The sequence below is a fragment of the Marinobacter sp. F4216 genome, assembly GCF_019931195.1.
GTDB lineage: Bacteria > Pseudomonadota > Gammaproteobacteria > Pseudomonadales > Oleiphilaceae > Marinobacter > Marinobacter suaedae.
Map to the genome: position 1 here is coordinate 111,301 of NZ_JAIOUO010000004.1, position 18,710 is coordinate 130,010.

Genomic DNA, 18,710 nt, shown 5'->3' on the forward strand with positions numbered 1-18,710 from the left:
AGAGTCCTCTATTGCCGAACGCCTGCCCAATCGCCACAGTTCCGACCCATATCTCACTTTGTTAGCAAAAACATGTATTTACAATTATTAACATTTGATTACCTTCAGCACTGAAGCCAGCTTCGACATTATGAAAGCAATCACAGACATGACTCTTAGGCTGACGCCTGTCCGGACATTTTCCCGTCATCTTCTCGTCGGGCTGATGCTGGCCACCCCCGTTGCCCCGGTCACGGCACAAACCGGGTTTGAAAACGAGGCCGCCGTGCTGGAAGTGGTGGATCCGTTTATCGAGCTGCACACCGCGCCCGGCCGGGGCTACCCGGTGTTCCACGTCATCGAGAAGGGTGAACAGGTTGAGCTGATCAAGCGCAAAACGAACTGGTACAAGGTTCGCTCTGCGGAAGGCGAAGAAGGCTGGACCAAGGCCGCCCAGCTGGGCCGTACCCTGCAGCCGACGGGACTGCCCGCCGACCTGCCCGAGGTCAGCCACGGCGAGTATCTGGAATCGAGCTGGCGGGTGGGCTTCACCACCGGCCTGTTTGAGGAATCCACCAGTTTCAGTTTGACCGTTGGTTACCGCCCACTGACCTGGGTTGGTGCGGAACTGGAAGCCGGCAAGATCTACAACCGGTCGGTGACCAGTGATTATTACAGCGCCAACCTGATCTTCGAGCCCATGAACCAGTGGGACATCACGCCCTACGCGGTAACCGGCATCTCCACATTTTCCTTCGATGCGCGGCAGAAAGTCCTGCTGAGCGATCTGGGCGATGCCGATGGGTTCAACGTTGGCGGCGGCCTCAGTTACTACATTGGCCGGAACTTCCTCGTACGTGCCGAGTACCGCATGTATTCGGTTTCATCAAATTCAGAAAGCACAGGTTTAAGTGAATGGAAATTCGGTCTGAACACGTTTTTCTAAGTGCCAGCCTGACGGCCCGCTCCGCGACCTCCGCCCTGCTCCTGGCAGGCGCCCTCGCCGCGCCGCAGCTGGCCACGGCACAGGACGCTGATGACAGCGCCAAACCCGCACCGGTCCAGGTCATCGCGCCGGAAGTGGAGCCTCGCAGCATTCGCGAAGCGGATATCGACGCAGAGTTTTTCGAGGTCGGCGCCTTTGCCGGCATGATGACCATCGACAACTTCAGCTCCGAACCGCTTGTGGGCGTGAGCGCGGCATTCCATGCCACGGAAGACTTCTTCCTGCAGTTCAATTACGGCTTCACCGAAGCGGGACTGACGTCCTTCGAGGAGCTGAGCGGTGCGGATGTCCGCCTGCTGACGGACGATGACCGGGAATACAGCTATTACGACTTCCTGGTGGGGTACAACATCTTCCCGGGCGAGGTGTTCTTCAGTGATTCGCTGACGTTCAACTCAGCGTTCTACCTGGTCGGCGGGGTTGGGAATACCGAGTTCGGTGGCGAAAGCAATTTCACCACCACCCTCGGCACCGGTTTCCGTGTGGTCCTGCTCGACTGGCTGACCGTGCACGTGGACTTCCGGGACCACATGTTCAAGAGCGACCTGATTCGTGAGTCGCAACTGACTCACAACATCGAACTGTCCTCCGGGTTCACCCTGTTCTTCTGAGCAGGTGAACCCGAAACGGGTATATCCTAACTACCCGCCTGTGTGCGCTGGCGCAGATCCACGAAAAACGAATCGGTTTCGGCCCGGATCTCTGTCAGCGCCTCATTCCAGTCTTCCCGATAGCGCTCAAAGGTTTCTTCGCTCAGGCGACTGAAGCGCTCGCCGGTGCGGGCCATTGCCCGACTGGCTTCGGCCAGGGAATCCATGGACGGATCATCCAGGGACTCGCTGTTGCCCTCCAGGTCCACCGCGGCTTCCTCAAGCAGGACCTTGTCGTCCCGCGGCATCTGGTCGTTATCTTCCAGTGCCTCGTTGATGGAGTCGGCCAGGTCTTCCATTGCGTTCTGCAGACTCTCACCGAAGTCTTCCATGGCTTCCTTGGCCTGCTGTTCAAGATCCCGGGTGTAGGCTTCAAACTCGGAGGCAAACTCATTCATGCTGGCCTCCAGATCGTTGGAGGACGAGGCAAAGCTGGCCTCCAGCTTGTCCCGGAGCTTGCCGAGCTCGCCCATCAGCTGCCCGAAGGGCGACGGATTCATTATCGCCTCACGGGTCCGCCTGTAATCCACCTGCCAGCCCTCCTGCTGACGGACCAGGTAGGTCACCAGCTCCTGGGGATCGGCGTCCGGACCATCTTCAGACGGCAGGCGCGTCACGATCGTGGCCTCGACATCGTCGATCACCACCCGACCGAACGCCGGCGCCACGTCCGTCCAGTCCCGGTCAAAACCATCAAAGTCCTTGGTTTTATCCAGTGTCGACAGCTCGGCCATCGAATCCACGTCGTTTTCAGCCACTGACTGCCAGAAGGCTTCGGCCACTTCCTGCGGCGTTTCCGGCCCACTGCAACCAGCAGTGACAACAAGCACGAGTGAAACAGCCAGACTCCGAAGCAGAGCAATTCCCATGATAACAATCCTCACATCTTTCGTTCGGGCGCATCATACCCTGCCTAGAGACGGCATGTCAGGCTTGGCAATTCCTCGTCAAACACCCGGCGGTTCTCGCGGTAGTCCACGGGCACTTCCAGTAACCGGACACCGCCGGCACTCAACGCGGCCCGCAACCGGGGCAACAGGTCTTCGGCCCGCTCTACGCGCTCGCCCGAGGCTCCATATGACCGGGCATAGGCGACGAAATCCGGATTGCCGTAATCCAGCCCGAAGGTTTCGAACCCCTCCTGGGCCTGTTTCCACTTGATCATGCCGTAGGCGCTGTCGTTGATGATCAGCACCATCAGGTTCAGCCCAAGGCGCACCGCCGTTTCCATTTCCTGGCTGTTCATCATGAACCCGCCATCGCCACAGACGGCCACCACCCGGCGATCCGGATACAGCATGGCCGCCATCATGGCGCTGGGCAGCCCGGCACCCATAGACGCCAGGGCGTTATCCAGCAGCACCGTGTTGTTGTCATAGGCCGGGTAATTGCGGGCAAACCACAGTTTGTACATGCCGTTGTCCAGGGCAATGATGCCGTCCTCCGGCACGGCCTGCCGCACATCGCTGACAATACGTTGTGGCAACAGCGGGAAACTGTCGTCGCCGGCCTTGTCCATCAGATGCTCGTCCACCGCGGACTTGACCCTCATAAGCCGGCTGAAATCGTGCCCGCCACAACGACCACAATGTTCGGCCAGGTACTCGACACTGTTGGCGATGTCGCCCACGACCTCGTGCTGGGGAAAGTACACCGCATCGACATTGGCGCCGGAGAAATTGACGTGAATAACCTTCTTGCCGCCGGGGTGCATGAAAAACGGGGGTTTCTCGACCAGGTCATGCCCCACGTTGATCACCAGATCGGCCTCATCGATGGCACAGTGCACGAAGTCCCCTGAGGACAGCGCCGCATTCCCCAGATAGCGGGGGTGGCGCTCATCGATGACGCCCTTGCCCATCTGGGTGGTAAAAAACGGGATGTCTGTGGAGTTCACCAGATGCAGCAGCGCCCGGGAGACCCGCTTCCGATTGGCACCGGCACCGATCATGATCAACGGGTGGCGGGCTTCGCGCAGCATATCGCAGGCGATATCCAGGCTCTTGGTACTGGCGGTCGGTCGGCGGGCGTCACTGGCGGCAAAGATATGGTTGTCGTCATGGGGACGTTCGGCGGCGATATCCTCGGGCAGCTCCAGGTGCACGGCCCCGGGCCGCTCTTCCGCTGCCAGACGGAAGGCTTCACGAACTTTGGCGGGAATGGTGTTGGCGTTGCTGATCTGGCGGGTGTATTTGGTAATGGGTCGCATCAGATCCACCACATCCAGGATCTGGAACAACCCCTGTTTTGACGATTTGATTGGCTTTTGCCCGGTCACCATCATCATCGGCATCCCACCCAACTGGGCATAGGCGGCAGCCGTCACCAGATTGGTGGCGCCGGGACCGAGCGTCGACAGACAGACGCCCACCTTACCTGTCAGCCGACCGTAGGTGGCCGCCATGAACCCCGCAGCCTGCTCGTGGCGATTGAGGATCAGCTGAATATCAGACGTGCGCAGGGCTTCCAGCAGGGCCAGATTCTCTTCACCCGGAACCGCAAAAATGTACTCGACACCTTCGCTTTCCAACGCCCGGACAAACAGCCTCGCCCCATCGGATTCCGAGATTGTGCGTTCGCTCTCCATGGCTCCCTCCCATCAACGGTGTATTGCCGGTCAGGCGGTATGGCCTGGCCGGCATTGGCTTATCCAAGTGTACGCCAGCACGGCGGTTTGGATGCCCCGGACACCGGATGGAAACGCTACGAGCCCCCGGGCGGTTCTGCCTGCAATTCCTCTGACGGCAACCGGTCAGCACCCCAGGTGCGGTAGACCCGACCGACGACCCGCTGCAGTTCCTCGTCAGTAACATTGGCGGGCTCACCCCGTTCCAGAGGATCGTAATGGAAGATGTACAGGCGGGAAGTGAATTGCTCGAAAGGTAACGACGATTCGCCGAAGTGCTCGCCATGGCCGGCAGTGCTCACCTCGACATCGTTACCCCAGTGCTGGCCGCTGTCGTTGTTGGGGTTGAAGAAGTAGACCCGCATCTCGCCTTCAGGGTCCAGCGCTACGCGGAGGATAGTGATCGCATGCCAGCCGACAAACCGGGCCGCCCGGTCGGTCACGGCAACGCCCGCCGGCTGCGGATGCACCAGCGGCTGATTGCCGTTGTAGAACGGATGATAGCTGGCGTAGAAATGCCGGATAAAACCTTCCAGGTCATGCAGTTTTCCGGTCGCCACATCCACGTTGATGGCAAAGCCCCGGCCGGAAGCCCAGCCATGGAATTCGGGATTCACCCACTGGTGGGGATCGCCTTGCCGATCCGCCACCATCCGACCCATTTCGGCATAGATCCGGTCCAGGTGGGGAACCACAATCAATGAAACGGGGTCCAGATCCAGGGTCACTTCCGAGGCCACGCCACCCAGGCTGTGGGCCGAGGAGACCGGGCGACCTTCGAAATGAATGATGACCTCGTTGTCGCGGGCCGCCCAGGCGACCATCTGCAAGAGGTAGTCCGGGTCGTTGTAGGCCCACATGGACAGCGCCCGGGCCGACTGGCAGGTCGGGTTGTTACCCTGCCCCACCCCCAGGGGTTGGCCCAGCATATTCAGCACGCCCTGAATCAGCCAGACGCTGGGCGCTGGCTGATAACCAAAGGCCAGTTGCAGACGCTCCTTGGCAGGTTCGCACAAGGTCAGATTGAGCTGACGCCATAATCCCGGTGCCACCGGTGGCTGGTACAAAATGCCCCGCTCCAGCATCAGGGCGAGCCCATAAATGCCCTGGGCGGTTTCCGGGAAGACCCCGTCCCGAATCAGCGCGTACACCAATTCCTGATAGCAGATCAGGCAGTCCTTTCCGGTACTGGAAAGACCCAGCGCCTCCGGTAGCACCGAGGTCTGGTGCTCCAGGGCGAAACGCAAAAAGGTGGCGTGATAAGGCGACACCAGGCCCGTGTCGTGCATGGATCGGGCAAAGCCTGTGGCCTCGTTCTGTAAGGCCTGGGCATCCAGGGTGGCCAGCCGCTGCTCGTAGACAACGGTGCCCGGATCTTCACTGCTGGCACGGGTTGGACCGTACAGGCTGGAGATCAGCCGATCGGCGCCTCGTCCCGCACCACCCAGATCTGCGTCTGGATCTGCCCGACAAAGGGCTATCTGGGTAATCATCCGGCGAACATCCTCCACCTGAATCGGCCGTTGCTGGAGAATCCGCCAGATTTCTTCAATCAAACTATCGAGCACGTGCTCATAGCCGATGTGCTCTGCCAGGTACTGAACCGCAGACTGGCTCACGACAGCCAGCCGCCCTTGCTTGCGCTCGGCCTCGCCGGTCAGCCCAAAGAGAAGTCCCAGGTTAACCGCCAGCACCTGAGTCAGGTGATGACGTGCCTGCTCTGCAGAGACGGTGGGATGCAGGTAAAGCTCCCGGGCAATCGCCAGAAAGCGCAGCTCACTGATGACTTCGATGACCACTGTATCGGCGTTGGTACTGCCGAGTGACTGCGGGGTCAGTGAGGGCAACAGAATTTTGGGATTCGCCCAGTCCGTGCCCTGATAAAGACCGGCATTTTCCAGGCGCTCAGAGCGTTCTTCAATGATCCGGCAGCCATCGGGCTGGAGCAGAACTCGGCGAGCGATATCAAGCAGGCGAGGAAGCTTGCCCGCTTTGGCAAACGGCCGACTCTGTTCCAGCGATTCAATCGCGTCGTCCAGCCGTTGTACCAGTTTATCGAGGTTGACCGCTGGCGATTCACCAGCGGAATGATGATCACTCAAATCTATTCCTCAGTCCGTGCGGCAACCTCACAAACGGTTGCCGCGCTCGCTGATTATACATAGAAATCGAGTTCTTCCTGATGCTTCAGCAAATCCCGCATCACATAGGGATCATCGCCGAAGAAATACACCAGTCCCCAATGCGTACCGAAAGCGGTTCGCTTGGTAACGGTTTCTTCCATCGGTGGCGTCAGCTCGTGGGACTCGAAATAGTCGTGATTTTCGGTTTCTTCCGGCATTTCGAGGCGGCTGACCACACGACGGCGTGGATACACACCGAAGCAGCCAGCATAACCCTTGGCATCTTCCACTTCTTTCGGGAAGAAGGCTTTGACTTCTTCCTCGGTGGTCTTCGGATCAAAGCACATGATCATGGCCTGGTACGCGTTGAAGCCGTACGCACGCTCAAGCAGCTCGAATACCTTGAACCCAGGCGGGCGATAGGCCACCTCACCGAAGTACATGGTGCCGTCGCTAGTGACGAAGTACTCCGGGTGAATCAGGCCAAAGTCGATATCAAAGGTCTTGATCAGCTTTTCGATCTCGCCCCGGATCTGTTCCCGGTACTTTTCGAGGTCCGGAGTGGCTGGCACGAACACGGAATAACCGAGCGTGACGTACTCCGAAATGTTCAGGAAGGCAATCTTACCATTGTGAATCCAGGCCTCGACGGCAAACTCCCAGCCATCGAGGTGGGATTCCATCAGAACCGGAAATTCCTCATCGGGGATACTGTCGATTTCATCCGGCGTACGGATGACCCGGTGGCCGAGGCAACCGGCCTTGTCGAAGGCCTTCAGGTGAATCGGATCGTTCGGGTCGCCATCCAGCTTGAGCAAGGTCTGGTTAACCCGCTTCAGGAAGCGAATGACATCGTCCTTGTCGTGTGCCTCTTCGAAGATACCCACACGGATGCCACCGAGCTGGGCCCGGCGTTTCATCAGTGCCTTGTCCCGCAGCAGCATGGCCTGACCGAACAGGCGGGGCTTGTCCATCAGCACCGAGTTAATGGCGCCGGCCCACTCGACGGTTTCTTCGAACAGGGGAATGGCAACATCCACACCCATATCCTGGAGGGTCTGAGCGATTTCCACGGAGCGGTCGTTCAGACGCTCGAAATTCCACGGCACATAGGGAATGTCGTGTTCTTTGCAGTATGCCTCAGCCCAATCCGGGGCGACCACTACGTAACGGCGGTCAAACTTATCGGCGGCTTCAACCGCGTTGAGACTCCATCCCAGCAGTGCCACGTACCCTTTGTCCGGGTTGTATTCGTGCTCACTCATTAACTCCCTCCTTTGCTTTTGGCTGTACTACAACCGTAACTCCTTGTTACTAAAAAGCAAATAAGAGTCATCCTCAAAAAAGGAAAAGCACCGCGAACGCTGGCCGGAAGGCCAGCGTTCGCGGTGCTTTCACGCCTGTTAGACCGATTAGGAATATCAGGTCAATTTCAGGGTGGACAGGGTCCGTTCCCGCACTTTGGTCAACAGAGCCTCGTCATCCACCAGCGATCGACCGTAGGACGGCACCAGGGTTTTCATCCGCTCCTGCCACTCGGGCGACTTGATTTTTTCCGGGAAGCAACGTTCCAGCACATCGATCATTGCGTTGGCCGCTGTTGAGGCGCCTGGAGAGGCTCCCAGCAGCGCCGCCAGAGTACCGTCTTTGGCCGCCACGATTTCGGTACCGAACTCCAGCTTGCCCCGGCCGCCTTCATCCTGCTTGATGATCTGCACGCGCTGGCCCGCCATTTTCAGTTCCCAGTCGTCTTCGCCGGCGTCGGGGAAGAAGTTACGCAGGGAGGCCACACGATCACTGTGGGACTGAAACACTTCGCCGATCAGGTACCGTGTCAGATCCATGTTGTTCTTGCTTACCGACAACATCGGGCGGAGGTTCGCCGCCCGTACAGACCCAAACAGGTCAAACATCGAACCCTGTTTCAGGAATCGGGTTGTGAAACCGGCAAACGGGCCGAACAACAAGGCTGGCTCGCCGTTGATGATGCGGGTATCCAGATGCGGTACCGACATGGGCGGAGCCCCGATGGGGGCCTTGCCGTACACCTTGGAGTCGTGCTGTTTCACGATTTCTGGTTTCTGGCACACCAGCCACTGACCACTGACCGGGAAACCACCATAGCCGCGAGCCTCTTTGATGCCGGACTTCTGCAGCAACGGCAGCGCACCACCTCCAGCCCCCAGAAACACAAACCCGGCTTCCAGCTTGGTCAGCTCACCGGTCTTCTGATTGCGCACACGGACTTTCCAGCGTCCGTTGTCCCGCTGATCCAGATAATGAACCGGACTGCTCAGCATCAGTTCGAAATTGGGCTGGCTCTGCAGATAGTCCACCATGCTGCGGGTCAGGGACCCGAAATCCACATCCGCGCCATACTCCACACGGGTGGCCGCAATCGGCTCTCCGGCCTGACGGTTTTTCACCACCAGTGGCATCCACTCGCCCAGCTCGTCGAGGGATTCGGTGTACTTCATGTCCCGGAACAGGTGATGCTTGCTCAGGCGCTCGAACCGGCGCTTGAGGAACTTAACCCCATCCTCGCCCCAGACAAAGCTCTGGTGAGGCGTGCGGTTAATAAACTTGTTTGGCTCGGGCAACATGCCCTGCTCAACTAGGTACGACCAGAACTGAAGCGACACTTCGAACTGCGCGTTGATCTTCAGTGCACGATCGATGGCCACGTCGCCATCGCCGGTTTCCGGCGTGTAGTTCAGTTCGCAGTAGCCGGCGTGCCCGGTGCCTGCGTTATTCCAGCCATCGGTGCTTTCATGGGCAACGTGGTCGAGACGCTCCACCATGACGATGTCCAGAGAGGGATCAAGCTGTCTAAGCATCATGCCGAGGGTGGCGCTCATGACACCACCACCGACCAGCACTACGTCTGCCTGTCTAGCGGCCATTGGTTTATACCCTAGCTTGTAATGAGCCTGTCGTGCTCCCCCACGATCAGCAGGGAAGCCTGTTGGAAGCCGGTCTTATGCGAGGTAAAAGCGCGGCCGTTTGCTTCCTGTTTTATACGCGGGCGCAATTATCCTGATTTTCGCTGCAAGAATAAAATGTGATTCGCGAACCCGTGCTTCACCGGTCCAATCTGGCCCTTGAATCAGCAGTTGGGTGGTACGCACACTGGTTTAGTGTGGGTCACGGCGCTACACTTCGCCCGCGTTCGCGTGCGGCCCGACAGCGACCGCCCATTAAGAATTCCGGACTGGATACTCGCCCGATGCCTGCATTTGAAATCGTGTTGATCGCCCTGGCGGTCCTGGCGCTACTTGGCGTCATATTTGAAGAAAAGCTTCATATCAACAAAGCCAAGGTCACACTATTTTTCGGCACACTGAGCTGGATCCTGTTGTTCAGCGCCAGTGACAGCACTCTGGAAACGGATGCCATTGCCGCCGGACTCTCAGAAAGTATTGCCGAAATTGCCGGGCTCTGGCTGTTCCTGGTCGCCGCAATGACTTTCGTGGCCTACCTGAACAAGAAAGGCATGATCGAGAATCTGGTGTATCTGATCATGCCCGGCCAGGTTAGCGAGCGAAAACTCCTGTTCCTGACAGGGCTGTTTTGCTTCCTGTTTTCTTCTCTTGCCGACAACATCACCGCCACGCTCGTCTCCTGCACACTGATCCTGTCTCTGGACCTACCCCGCAAGAAACGCCTGCAGTTCACCACCCTGGTGGTGTTTGCCGTGAACTCCGGTGGCGTTGCCTTGATTACCGGCGATGTAACGACGCTGATGATTTTCCTGGCCGACAAGGTCGAAATCCTCACCTTGCTGACCCTGTCCCTGCCGGCGGCCATAACGGTTTTCCTGCTCGCCATATTCCTGTCCCGCGGGCTGGATGGCACCGTTACTCTGAAAGCCCACAAAACCCAGATCCGCCCCGTTGATGCCACCATCAGCGCCCTGTTCCTGTTGACGATTCTGGGCACCATTGCCGGCAATGCGCTGCTGGGCATTCCACCGGTACTAACGTTCCTGTTTGGACTGTCGGTGATGTTCCTGGTGTCCCGCTTCATGAGCGACGATTCGGATCTGGACCCAATTCTGGAATACATCCGTATCATCGAGTTTGAAACGTTGCTGTTTTTCCTTGGCATCCTGCTACTGGTGGGCATGCTCAAGGAGATTCATGCGCTGAACTCGTTCGTCGCGATCTATGATGTACTACCGCCCCTGTATGCCAACTACCTGATGGGCATTTTCTCGGCGGTGATTGATAACGTGCCACTGACTGCAGCGCTGCTGAAGGCCGGCATTACCATGACACCGGGTGAATGGATGGGGCTCACCTACGCCGTTGGTGTGGGCGGCTCGCTGCTGATCATCGGCTCAGCCGCCGGCATTGTGGCCATGAGCAAAATCCCGGGGCTGACCTTCGGTGCCTACATGCGGTATCTTGCCCACCTTCTAGCGGCCTACACACTGGGGTACGCCGGGGTTTTCATGCTAGGAAAATTCATTCACTGAGGTCTTTCTATGTTAATGGCGATTGCCGCGGTTGCTGCCGGGCTGGTTCTGCTGGTCTGGAGCGCAGACAAATTCGTCGATGGGGCCGCCGCGACGGCCAAGCACCTGGGCATGCCTGCCCTGCTGATCGGGATGGTAATCATTGGTTTCGGCACTTCGGCCCCGGAACTGGCGGTATCGGCCATGGCCGCCGCCGATGGCAATCCGGGCCTGGCCCTCGGTAACGGCTATGGTTCCAATATCACCAACATTGCCCTGATTGTGGGCCTGACCGCCGTGATCGCGCCCATTGCCGTGCATTCCCAGGTGATCCGCAAGGAACTGCCCCTGTTGGTGGTACTGACCCTCATTGCTGGCGCACAGCTGATCGATGGTGAATTGTCTCGCCTGGATGGCTGGGTGCTGCTTGCGGTGTTTGCGGCAGTCATGGGCTGGTCGATTTTTCAGGGCCTGCGCAACAAGGCTGATCCAATGACCGGTGCGGGCGACGACGCCGAGGTCCCGGCCATGTCCATGAACAGCGCCATCGTGTGGCTGTTGATTGGCCTGGTTCTGCTGGTCGTCAGTTCCCGCCTGCTGGTCTGGGGCGCCGTGACGATTGCTCAGACGCTGGGCGTCAGTGATCTGATCATTGGCCTGACCATCGTGGCGATCGGCACCTCGCTGCCGGAACTCGCCTCGGCCATCGCCGCCGTTCGCAAGAACGAGCACGACCTGATTCTCGGCAACATCCTCGGTTCCGGCATTTTCAACACCCTGGCCGTGGTTGGTCTGGCAGCGGCTATTGAGCCCCTGCAGGTAGACCCGGAAGTGCTTTATCGAGACTGGACGCTGATGTTGGCGCTGACCGTTGGCTTGCTATTGATGGGCTACGGCCTGATCAGCGGCAAGAAGGCCATCAGCCGGCCCAATGGCGCCATCCTTTTGCTGGTCTACGTGGCTTATACAGGCTACCTGCTCTCCACCGTGGTATCCGCCGCAACGGCGTAACCCACTACCAGGCGGAGCCCACGGTCAGTGGGCTTCGCCATCCCCCAGAAGAGTTTCAATCCGCTGACGCACCTCTGCCATTACCTCCGGAAGTTCCTCCTTGGTTTTGCCGGCGGTATCCAGCGGCTCCCCCACCTGAACCTCCACCGACTGCCCGATGTTGATCTGCATGGTTCTGGCCGGCAACACCCGGTGGATGCCACGAATGGCGACCGGCACGATAACCGCCTGAGTATCCAGGGCGAGATGGAAACAGCCCTTCTTGAACGGAAGTAGCTGCCCATCCGGAGAACGGGTGCCCTCGGGCGCCGCCCACAAAACGATGCCGCTTTCCATCATCTCCCGCGCCTTGTCCAGATCCTTCAGGGCCCGGGCGCGGTTGGACCGGTCTACCGACGGGAACTCCCCTGCCCGCATCGCCTGCCCCAGCAGGGGAATGGCGTAAAGCTCTTTCTTTGCCAGCATCCGGATGGAGCCGGGCAAAGACACGAAGGCCACGGGAATGTCGTAATGACTGGCGTGTGTAGACATGATGATGTAGCGCCGGCCATCGTTGAAATCAGGTACCTCACCCCGCACCGCCAGATTGGCCCTCACCAGACGCAACAGGGCGGCCGACCATTCCCGGCAATACTTGTCCACAATGGGACGGTGAAGTTTGCCGACCAGCGCTCGCAACAGAACAAGTAACGAATACAAAGCCGTCAGGCCAACGGAGCCCAGCACTACGCCTGCCCGGCGCAACAGTGTCGCCGACTCCGTCAGCGGGTTGAGTTTCAATCGAATCATTACATCCGCACCATCGAGTACCGCGTCCGGAATTGGCTGCCCGGACAGTTGGCCGGATTATACCCACTCGCTCCTGACGGGGATAACCCGCCTACAAACTGGACATTTTTTCGCCAGCTTCTATAAAGGTAATAAGGATATTACCCACCACGATAGGTCGTGGTGCCATCCCACCGTCCAACAAAAAAAGGCCCAAGGAGACGGAACATGAACAGGGACATCATGCCCCGACAAGCCCCGGCAACACCCGGGCTGGAAAACCCCGGCCGCCGCCAGATCCTGCTTGGCAGTGCCAGCGCTATGGCAGCCGTAACCCTTCTGGGGTTCACACCGCTGGCCCGCGCTGAAGAGCCAAAATCACTGCCTGATTACGCGGCCTGGAAAGAACGCAATGCGCTGATCGTCCACAGCGCCAACACCATGGAAACCCAGCGGGACGCCATTGGTCAGGGAGTGATTACCCCGAGCGACCGACTGTTCATCCGCAACAACCTGCCCACCCCACCCGAGGCCATTGTCGCCGACCGGGATGCCTGGGAAATCCAGGTTGAAGGTGTGAAAAACCCGGGCTCCATCACCATTGGCGAACTGAAAAAACTCGGCGTGACAACCGTTGCCTCGGTGCTGCAATGCTCCGGCAATGGCCGGGCCTTCTTTCCCCACGGTGCCGGAGGGACCCAGTGGTCCGTCGGTGCCGCTGGCTGTATCGCCTGGACCGGCGTGCCACTGAAAGATGTGGTGGAAGCCATGGGTGGCCCGGCCGACGGGGCCGGATACATCACCAGCACCGGAGGTGAGGAACTGCCCGAAGGCCTGGATCCAATGCAGGCCACGGTCGAGCGGTCCGTTCCCATGCGCGCCATGGAACAGGCTCTGCTGGCCTGGGGCATGAACGACGAAGACCTGCCCCTGACCCACGGAGGCCCGCTACGCATGGTCATCCCCGGGTTCTACGGCGTGAACAACGTCAAATACGTGAAAAAGGTGGCCCTCACCGAGGCGCAGACCAACGTGAAGATTCAGGCCTCCAGTTACCGGGTGCGGGATGTGGGCGTCAAAGGCTCCCCGGACCAGCCCTCCATGTGGGAAATGAACGTGAAGTCCTGGGTCACCTCCCCGCTGGAAAGCGCCGGCAAGGGACGCACCATGATTTACGGTGTGGCGCTGGGTGGCACGGTGGACCTCGACAAGGTGGAGGTGTCACTGGACGGCGGCGAGAACTGGCAGCAGGCAAGGTTCCTGGGGCCGGATCTTGGCCCCTTCGCGTGGCGGCCATTTGTACTGGCGGCGGACCTGTCACCCGGTGAGTACCGGATTGTCAGCAAGGCCACGGACGTCGAGGGCAACAGCCAGCCCGAAGGCCGCACCGATAATGAGCGCGGCTATGGCCACAATGGCTGGAGTGACCACGGGGTTACCCTTGTCGTCAGTTAACCATACCGGGCCGGCGTCCTGCCGGTCCGCTCTTACCCAACCAATCAGGGATATCTCTTCATGATCAAACACGCAGTCGGGCTGCTTATCGGCGCCCTTGTGACCATGAATGGAGTTGCCGACGAGCAGCTTGAACAGGGAAAAAAGATCTTCACCCAGGAAGCCAAGCCTTCCTGCACCGTTTGCCACACGCTGTCGGATGCGGGGTCGGCGGGCACCATTGGCCCCAATCTGGATGACCTTGCGCCGTCTATGGAACAGGTGCAAAACGCAGTTCGCAGTGGCGTCGGAGTGATGCCCGCCTTCGGTGAGTCACTGTCGGCGGAACAAATCGAAGCCGTCGCCCGCTATGTGGCCACGGTCACCGGCGGCGAATAAAAAAAACGGGGCCTGCGCCCCGTTCTTTCCTTCCGGCCTTCAGGCCTTTTCGTTGAACACCATGGCAATGGAATTCAGGCAGTAGCGTTTGCCGGTCGGGGGCGGGCCATCCGGGAACACGTGGCCCAGGTGACTGTCGCAACGCACACAGCGAATTTCCGTGCGCACGCGTCCCAGGCTGGTGTCTTCCAGGTACCGGATGTGTTCCGGGTCGTAGGGCTGAAAGAAACTCGGCCAGCCAGTACCGGAATCAAACTTGGAATCGGAGCTGAACAACGGCAAATCGCACAGGCGGCAGTGGTAGGCCCCCTCTTTCTTGTTGTCCAGCAGCGTTCCACAGAACGGATGCTCGGTACCGTGATCCAGCAGAACTTCCCGCTCCTCGGGAGTCAGATCGGCGGCTTTCTTCTCAATCTCGTCCGCTGTCAGCGGCGTCAGGTCGAAACCTGCTGCAGACACGGCCATGGTTACCTCCTCAGGCTGTGTGTTCGTCTCATTGGTCATTATCAGACTGCACGTATTCCGGTTTCAGCCGATCAGGGTAGTTAGCTACCAGCTTCTCAACCTTCGGCGCCGCAGCGGCCATCACGTAGGGCTGGTAAGGATTACGGGCAGCAAAATTCTGGTGGTACTCCTCCGCCGGATAGAAGGCGTCCAGCGGTTCCAGGCGGGTAACAATAGGCTCCGGATAGACCCCGGCCGCATCGAGCTGCCGAATGTACGCCTCGGTAACCTGTTTCTGCTCATCGGTCTCGTAAAACACCGCAGAACGGTACTGGGTGCCCCGGTCGTTGCCCTGACGGTTGAGCTGGGTGGGGTCGTGTGCAACCGAGAAAAATACTTTTAGCAACTCGCCAAAACTGACTTTGGACGGATCGTAGTGAACGTCAACCACCTCCGCGTGGCCACTGGTACCAGAACCTACCGCCTGGTAATTCGCGGTCTCGGCACTGCCTCCCGCATACCCGGATTCGACACGGGTCACACCATTGATAGCGAGATATACCGCTTCAACACACCAGAAACAGCCACCCGCCAGCACCAGCCTCGCTTCACTGCCTTGCTGTGGAAGATCCTGTTCCGGATCCGGGAAACGGCTGCGGGGCACCTTGAGGCCCGGAATATCGCATGATGTCACGTTGAAATCCTCAATGATCGGAATGTATTAAGCCGGGGGCATAAAACACCCGGGAATGTCGCTAGTACGCTGCGAGTCTGACTGCGGCTCACGATGACGGTACAAACATGAACAAATGGAACCGCCGGTTGATTACCGCGGGATGGCAACCATAATGACATAAAGGGTTTGCTGCAACGCAGTCACGCAGTCCCGCACGGCATATCAAGGAAAGAAGTATGACGGCACGGGCTCCCACTCCCAAGAATCATGACGAACTCCTGAGTTATCGCCTGAGTTTGCGACTTGGCCCTGTTCACGCCCGCCAGCGGCTGGGCATCGAGCAGGAAGCGGAGTCACGCATCTTTGACCGGGAACGCTGGTCATTCCATCTGGAAAATATCACCAACGCACCGGGGTTTATACGTTTCTGCCTTAAGCTGGTCGGGCTGCACCAGCGCGGCCAGAATAACAGCCGACAACTGCAAACGGTGCATAACGGATTCTCCCTGCCAGCACTGCCAGAGGCGTTCGAGGGATATCGTATTCTCCACCTGACCGATCTGCACGTGGACATGGACGAAGCCAACCTCCAGGCGGTCATCGACAAAATTACCCCGCTGGAGTACGACCTGTGTGTGCTGACCGGCGACTACCGTCGGCAGACCTGGGGCCCGGTCGACGATGCCCTGGCCGGAATGGCCAAACTGCGGGGTGCCATAAAGGGGGATGCCTATGCGGTACTTGGCAACCACGACAGCGTACGCATGCTGCCCGGTCTGGAGGACATGGGCTATACCCTGTTGATGAACGAAATGGTTCCCCTTGAACGCAGCGGCCACCAAATCTACCTGGCGGGCGTGGATGATGCCCACTATTACAAGGTGCATAACCTGCAGCAGGCCGGCGACAAGATCCCCCCGGAAGGCACCAGCATTCTGCTCAGCCATACCCCGGAAATCTGGCGCGAGGCCGCCCATGCGGGCCACGACATCTTCCTGTGCGGGCATACCCATGGTGGTCAGATCTGCCTGCCCGGTGGTATTCCCGTCACCCTGGATTCCGACATTCCACGCCGTCTTGGCCGGGGGCTCTGGCGGGTAAATGGCATGCTGGGGTATACCTCGCCGGGGGCCGGTACATCGGTGGTCAATGTACGGCTCAACTGCCCTCCGGAAATTACCCTTCACACCCTGACGCGAGGCCCCCGTTAGCCCGACGCAATCAAGCCGGTCAGTGGGGATGGCGCCGAATCCCCAGCTGGTAAAGCAGGGGTGAAAACAGGATGTTCGCCACGGTGAAGATGAGCACCAGAACCACCAGCCCCCACCAGGTGGCCAGCCCCCAAAATACCGCCAATATCATGGGCAACAGGCACTCCGGCACCTGATCCAGCCCAACCGCCCGGGCGCTTGAATCGAGCCCCATTCGCCGCTTGGTAAAGCTGCTCAGCAGATCCCCCAGCAGTCCAAGCGCGCCGAATAACAGGCCGAACATAAACCCCAGACCCACGGCCCACGAGAACAGGGCGCAACTGAGGGAGCCAGCGGCCAGGCCACGCCACGTCTTGCTCTTACCCAGAACCCGGCGGCTATCAGACCAGAGCCGACCACCGTCCACCGGCGCCGCCCATTTACGCCTGAACAGGCGTGCGGCAACAACCGGTGCTCCGTTTGCCAGCACCAGCATCACGAACAATTCCAGCAGTATTTTCAACAGGGAAAGCTCTCCATCAGCCTGGTCCATCAGCGCCTCAGGTAACCTCCTGGTGGGTCAGCTTCAACGGGTCCATCAATTGTTCGAGCCGCTCCCGGCTCAGGCCGCTGCGTTCTTCGGCCACATCGATTACTGGCCGGCCAGAGGCGTAGGCTTCCTTGGCAATATCAGCCGCCAGACTGTAGCCGATTTCCGGGTTAAGCGCGGTCACCAGCACCGGATTCCGGCCAACGCCTTCGTTGAGATTTTTCGCATTGACGGTGAACCCGTGGATGGCCTTATCAGCCAGTAAGTTGGAGGCGTTACTGAGCAGAGCAATCATGTCCAGCAAGTTGGCCGCAACCAGAGGCAGCATGACATTGAGCTGGAAATTCCCGGACTGACCGGCAATGGCTACCGTACTGTCCAGCCCCATGACCTGTGCCGCCGCCATGGCGACCGATTCCGGGATCACCGGGTTCACTTTGCCCGGCATGATGCTGCTACCCGGTTGCAGCGCAGGCAGGCTGATTTCCGCCAGACCGTGGATCGGCCCGCTGTTCATCCAGCGGAGATCATTGGCGATTTTGGTCAGCACGATGGCCACGCCTCGCAACTGGCCCGACAGGGCCACGGGCGCGTCCACCGCACTCTGGCCAACAAACTTGTGCTCCAGCTCGCGGAAGGAATAACCGGTGTTGGCTTTCAGGAAACGGATGAACTGCCCGGCAAATTCGGGGCCGGCATTGACGCCCGTCCCCACCGCTGTCCCGCCCTGGGGCACCGCCAGCAACTCGTCCATTGCCGTTTCAAGCCGTGCCTTGCACGCCAAGATCTGTTCGCGCCAGGTGCGCAGCTCCTGCCCGAGCGTCACCGGCATGGCATCCATCAGGTGGGTGCGACCGGTTTTTACCTGCTCCGCTAACCGGGATTCCTGTCCGTAAATGGCCCCACATAAATGGGTCAGGGCCGGAATCAGACGCTCTTGTACCGCCGTGGCAGCGCTGATGTGGATGGCGGTCGGGATGACATCGTTCGAGCTCTGGCTCATGTTGACGTGATCGTTGGGATGGATGTTCATCCCCTGCTGCTGACGGATGATGGCCGCCACCACCTCGTTCACGTTCATATTGGTGCTGGTACCGGACCCCGTCTGGTACCGGTCCACCGGGAACTGGTCCGCGTACTCCCCCTCGATCAGCGTCTGGCAGGCGGACACAATGGCATCCCGCTGCTCGTTTTCCAGCAGCCCCAAACTGGCGTTGGCTTCGGCCGCCGCCCATTTGATATGCGCCACGGCCGCGATGAAGCCTGCCGGCATGGCCAGGCCGCTGACCGGGAAGTTCTCGACGGCACGCTGGGTCTGCGCACCCCAGAGTGCGTCCACGGGCACCTGAACATCACCCAGGCTATCGGTTTCTATCCGAAATTGGCTCATGATTCCTG

At 59.3% G+C, this 18,710-nt stretch carries 17 protein-coding genes; 7 read left to right on the forward strand and 10 right to left on the reverse strand.

The window, feature by feature from the left end; all coding sequences use genetic code 11:
• The first annotated feature begins 148 nt into the window (after positions 1 to 148).
• Together K8I84_RS09915 and K8I84_RS09920 are read left to right on the forward strand one after the other, a co-directional pair.
• A complete protein-coding gene (locus K8I84_RS09915) occupies positions 149 to 925 on the forward strand; it encodes an SH3 domain-containing protein (RefSeq protein WP_223794600.1) in 777 nt (258 codons plus the stop codon).
• Entirely contained in the window at positions 895 to 1,596 is a 702-nt protein-coding gene (locus K8I84_RS09920; protein ID WP_223794601.1) for an outer membrane beta-barrel domain-containing protein, read from the forward strand. Before K8I84_RS09915 ends, K8I84_RS09920 begins: the two co-directional genes overlap by 31 nt.
• A gap of 26 nt (positions 1,597 to 1,622) precedes the next feature.
• Here the strand turns inward: K8I84_RS09920 and K8I84_RS09925 are convergent, their stop codons facing one another.
• From K8I84_RS09925 to mqo, 5 genes are all read right to left on the reverse strand, one after another.
• Complete coding sequence (locus K8I84_RS09925; RefSeq protein ID WP_223794602.1) at positions 1,623 to 2,504, reverse strand: apolipoprotein A1/A4/E family protein; 882 nt, start codon at positions 2,502 to 2,504, stop codon at positions 1,623 to 1,625.
• Between the two features lie 44 nt (positions 2,505 to 2,548).
• Positions 2,549 to 4,222, reverse strand: coding sequence for an acetolactate synthase large subunit (locus tag K8I84_RS09930; RefSeq protein WP_223794603.1), 1,674 nt, complete (start codon positions 4,220 to 4,222; stop codon positions 2,549 to 2,551).
• Positions 4,223 to 4,338: 116 nt separating this feature from the next.
• The gene (locus tag K8I84_RS09935) at positions 4,339 to 6,363 is read right to left on the reverse strand and encodes a hypothetical protein (protein WP_223794604.1); all 2,025 of its coding nucleotides are present in this window, start codon (positions 6,361 to 6,363) and stop codon (positions 4,339 to 4,341) included.
• Positions 6,364 to 6,416: 53 nt separating this feature from the next.
• Positions 6,417 to 7,649, reverse strand: a complete 1,233-nt coding sequence (locus tag K8I84_RS09940) for an acetyl-CoA carboxylase biotin carboxylase subunit family protein (protein WP_223794605.1) — start codon at positions 7,647 to 7,649, stop codon at positions 6,417 to 6,419.
• Positions 7,650 to 7,805: 156 nt separating this feature from the next.
• On the reverse strand, positions 7,806 to 9,287 hold the full coding sequence (gene mqo, locus K8I84_RS09945) for a malate dehydrogenase (quinone) (RefSeq protein ID WP_223794606.1): 1,482 nt from the start codon (positions 9,285 to 9,287) through the stop codon (positions 7,806 to 7,808).
• Positions 9,288 to 9,610: 323 nt separating this feature from the next.
• On the opposite strand from mqo, the gene nhaD reads away from it, so the two are divergent.
• The gene (nhaD, locus tag K8I84_RS09950) at positions 9,611 to 10,861 is read left to right on the forward strand and encodes a sodium:proton antiporter NhaD (protein WP_223794607.1); all 1,251 of its coding nucleotides are present in this window, start codon (positions 9,611 to 9,613) and stop codon (positions 10,859 to 10,861) included.
• Between the two features lie 9 nt (positions 10,862 to 10,870).
• Positions 10,871 to 11,851: a calcium/sodium antiporter gene (locus K8I84_RS09955; RefSeq protein ID WP_223794608.1), complete on the forward strand. Its 981-nt coding sequence runs from the start codon at positions 10,871 to 10,873 to the stop codon at positions 11,849 to 11,851.
• Between the two features lie 24 nt (positions 11,852 to 11,875).
• Here K8I84_RS09955 and K8I84_RS09960 read toward each other — a convergent pair whose 3' ends face one another.
• Complete coding sequence (locus K8I84_RS09960; RefSeq protein ID WP_223794609.1) at positions 11,876 to 12,640, reverse strand: lysophospholipid acyltransferase family protein; 765 nt, start codon at positions 12,638 to 12,640, stop codon at positions 11,876 to 11,878.
• A gap of 207 nt (positions 12,641 to 12,847) precedes the next feature.
• On the opposite strand from K8I84_RS09960, the gene K8I84_RS09965 reads away from it, so the two are divergent.
• Together K8I84_RS09965 and K8I84_RS09970 are read left to right on the forward strand one after the other, a co-directional pair.
• A complete protein-coding gene (locus K8I84_RS09965) occupies positions 12,848 to 14,074 on the forward strand; it encodes a sulfite oxidase (RefSeq protein WP_223794610.1) in 1,227 nt (408 codons plus the stop codon).
• 60 nt (positions 14,075 to 14,134) lie between these two features.
• Positions 14,135 to 14,452, forward strand: coding sequence for a c-type cytochrome (locus tag K8I84_RS09970; protein ID WP_223794611.1), 318 nt, complete (start codon positions 14,135 to 14,137; stop codon positions 14,450 to 14,452).
• 39 nt (positions 14,453 to 14,491) lie between these two features.
• Here the strand turns inward: K8I84_RS09970 and msrB are convergent, their stop codons facing one another.
• Together msrB and msrA are read right to left on the reverse strand one after the other, a co-directional pair.
• Positions 14,492 to 14,917, reverse strand: coding sequence for a peptide-methionine (R)-S-oxide reductase MsrB (msrB, locus tag K8I84_RS09975; protein WP_223794612.1), 426 nt, complete (start codon positions 14,915 to 14,917; stop codon positions 14,492 to 14,494).
• A gap of 28 nt (positions 14,918 to 14,945) precedes the next feature.
• Complete coding sequence (msrA, locus tag K8I84_RS09980) at positions 14,946 to 15,590, reverse strand: peptide-methionine (S)-S-oxide reductase MsrA (RefSeq protein WP_223794613.1); 645 nt, start codon at positions 15,588 to 15,590, stop codon at positions 14,946 to 14,948.
• 218 nt (positions 15,591 to 15,808) lie between these two features.
• Between msrA and K8I84_RS09985 the strand changes: the two genes are divergently transcribed.
• On the forward strand, positions 15,809 to 16,783 hold the full coding sequence (locus tag K8I84_RS09985; protein WP_223794614.1) for a metallophosphoesterase: 975 nt from the start codon (positions 15,809 to 15,811) through the stop codon (positions 16,781 to 16,783).
• Between the two features lie 19 nt (positions 16,784 to 16,802).
• On the opposite strand, the gene K8I84_RS09990 is transcribed toward K8I84_RS09985, so the two are convergent.
• Together K8I84_RS09990 and K8I84_RS09995 are read right to left on the reverse strand one after the other, a co-directional pair.
• Positions 16,803 to 17,315, reverse strand: a complete 513-nt coding sequence (locus tag K8I84_RS09990; RefSeq protein WP_223794615.1) for a CDP-archaeol synthase — start codon at positions 17,313 to 17,315, stop codon at positions 16,803 to 16,805.
• A gap of 7 nt (positions 17,316 to 17,322) precedes the next feature.
• On the reverse strand, positions 17,323 to 18,702 hold the full coding sequence (locus K8I84_RS09995) for a class II fumarate hydratase (protein WP_223794616.1): 1,380 nt from the start codon (positions 18,700 to 18,702) through the stop codon (positions 17,323 to 17,325).
• Positions 18,703 to 18,710: the final 8 nt, after the last annotated feature.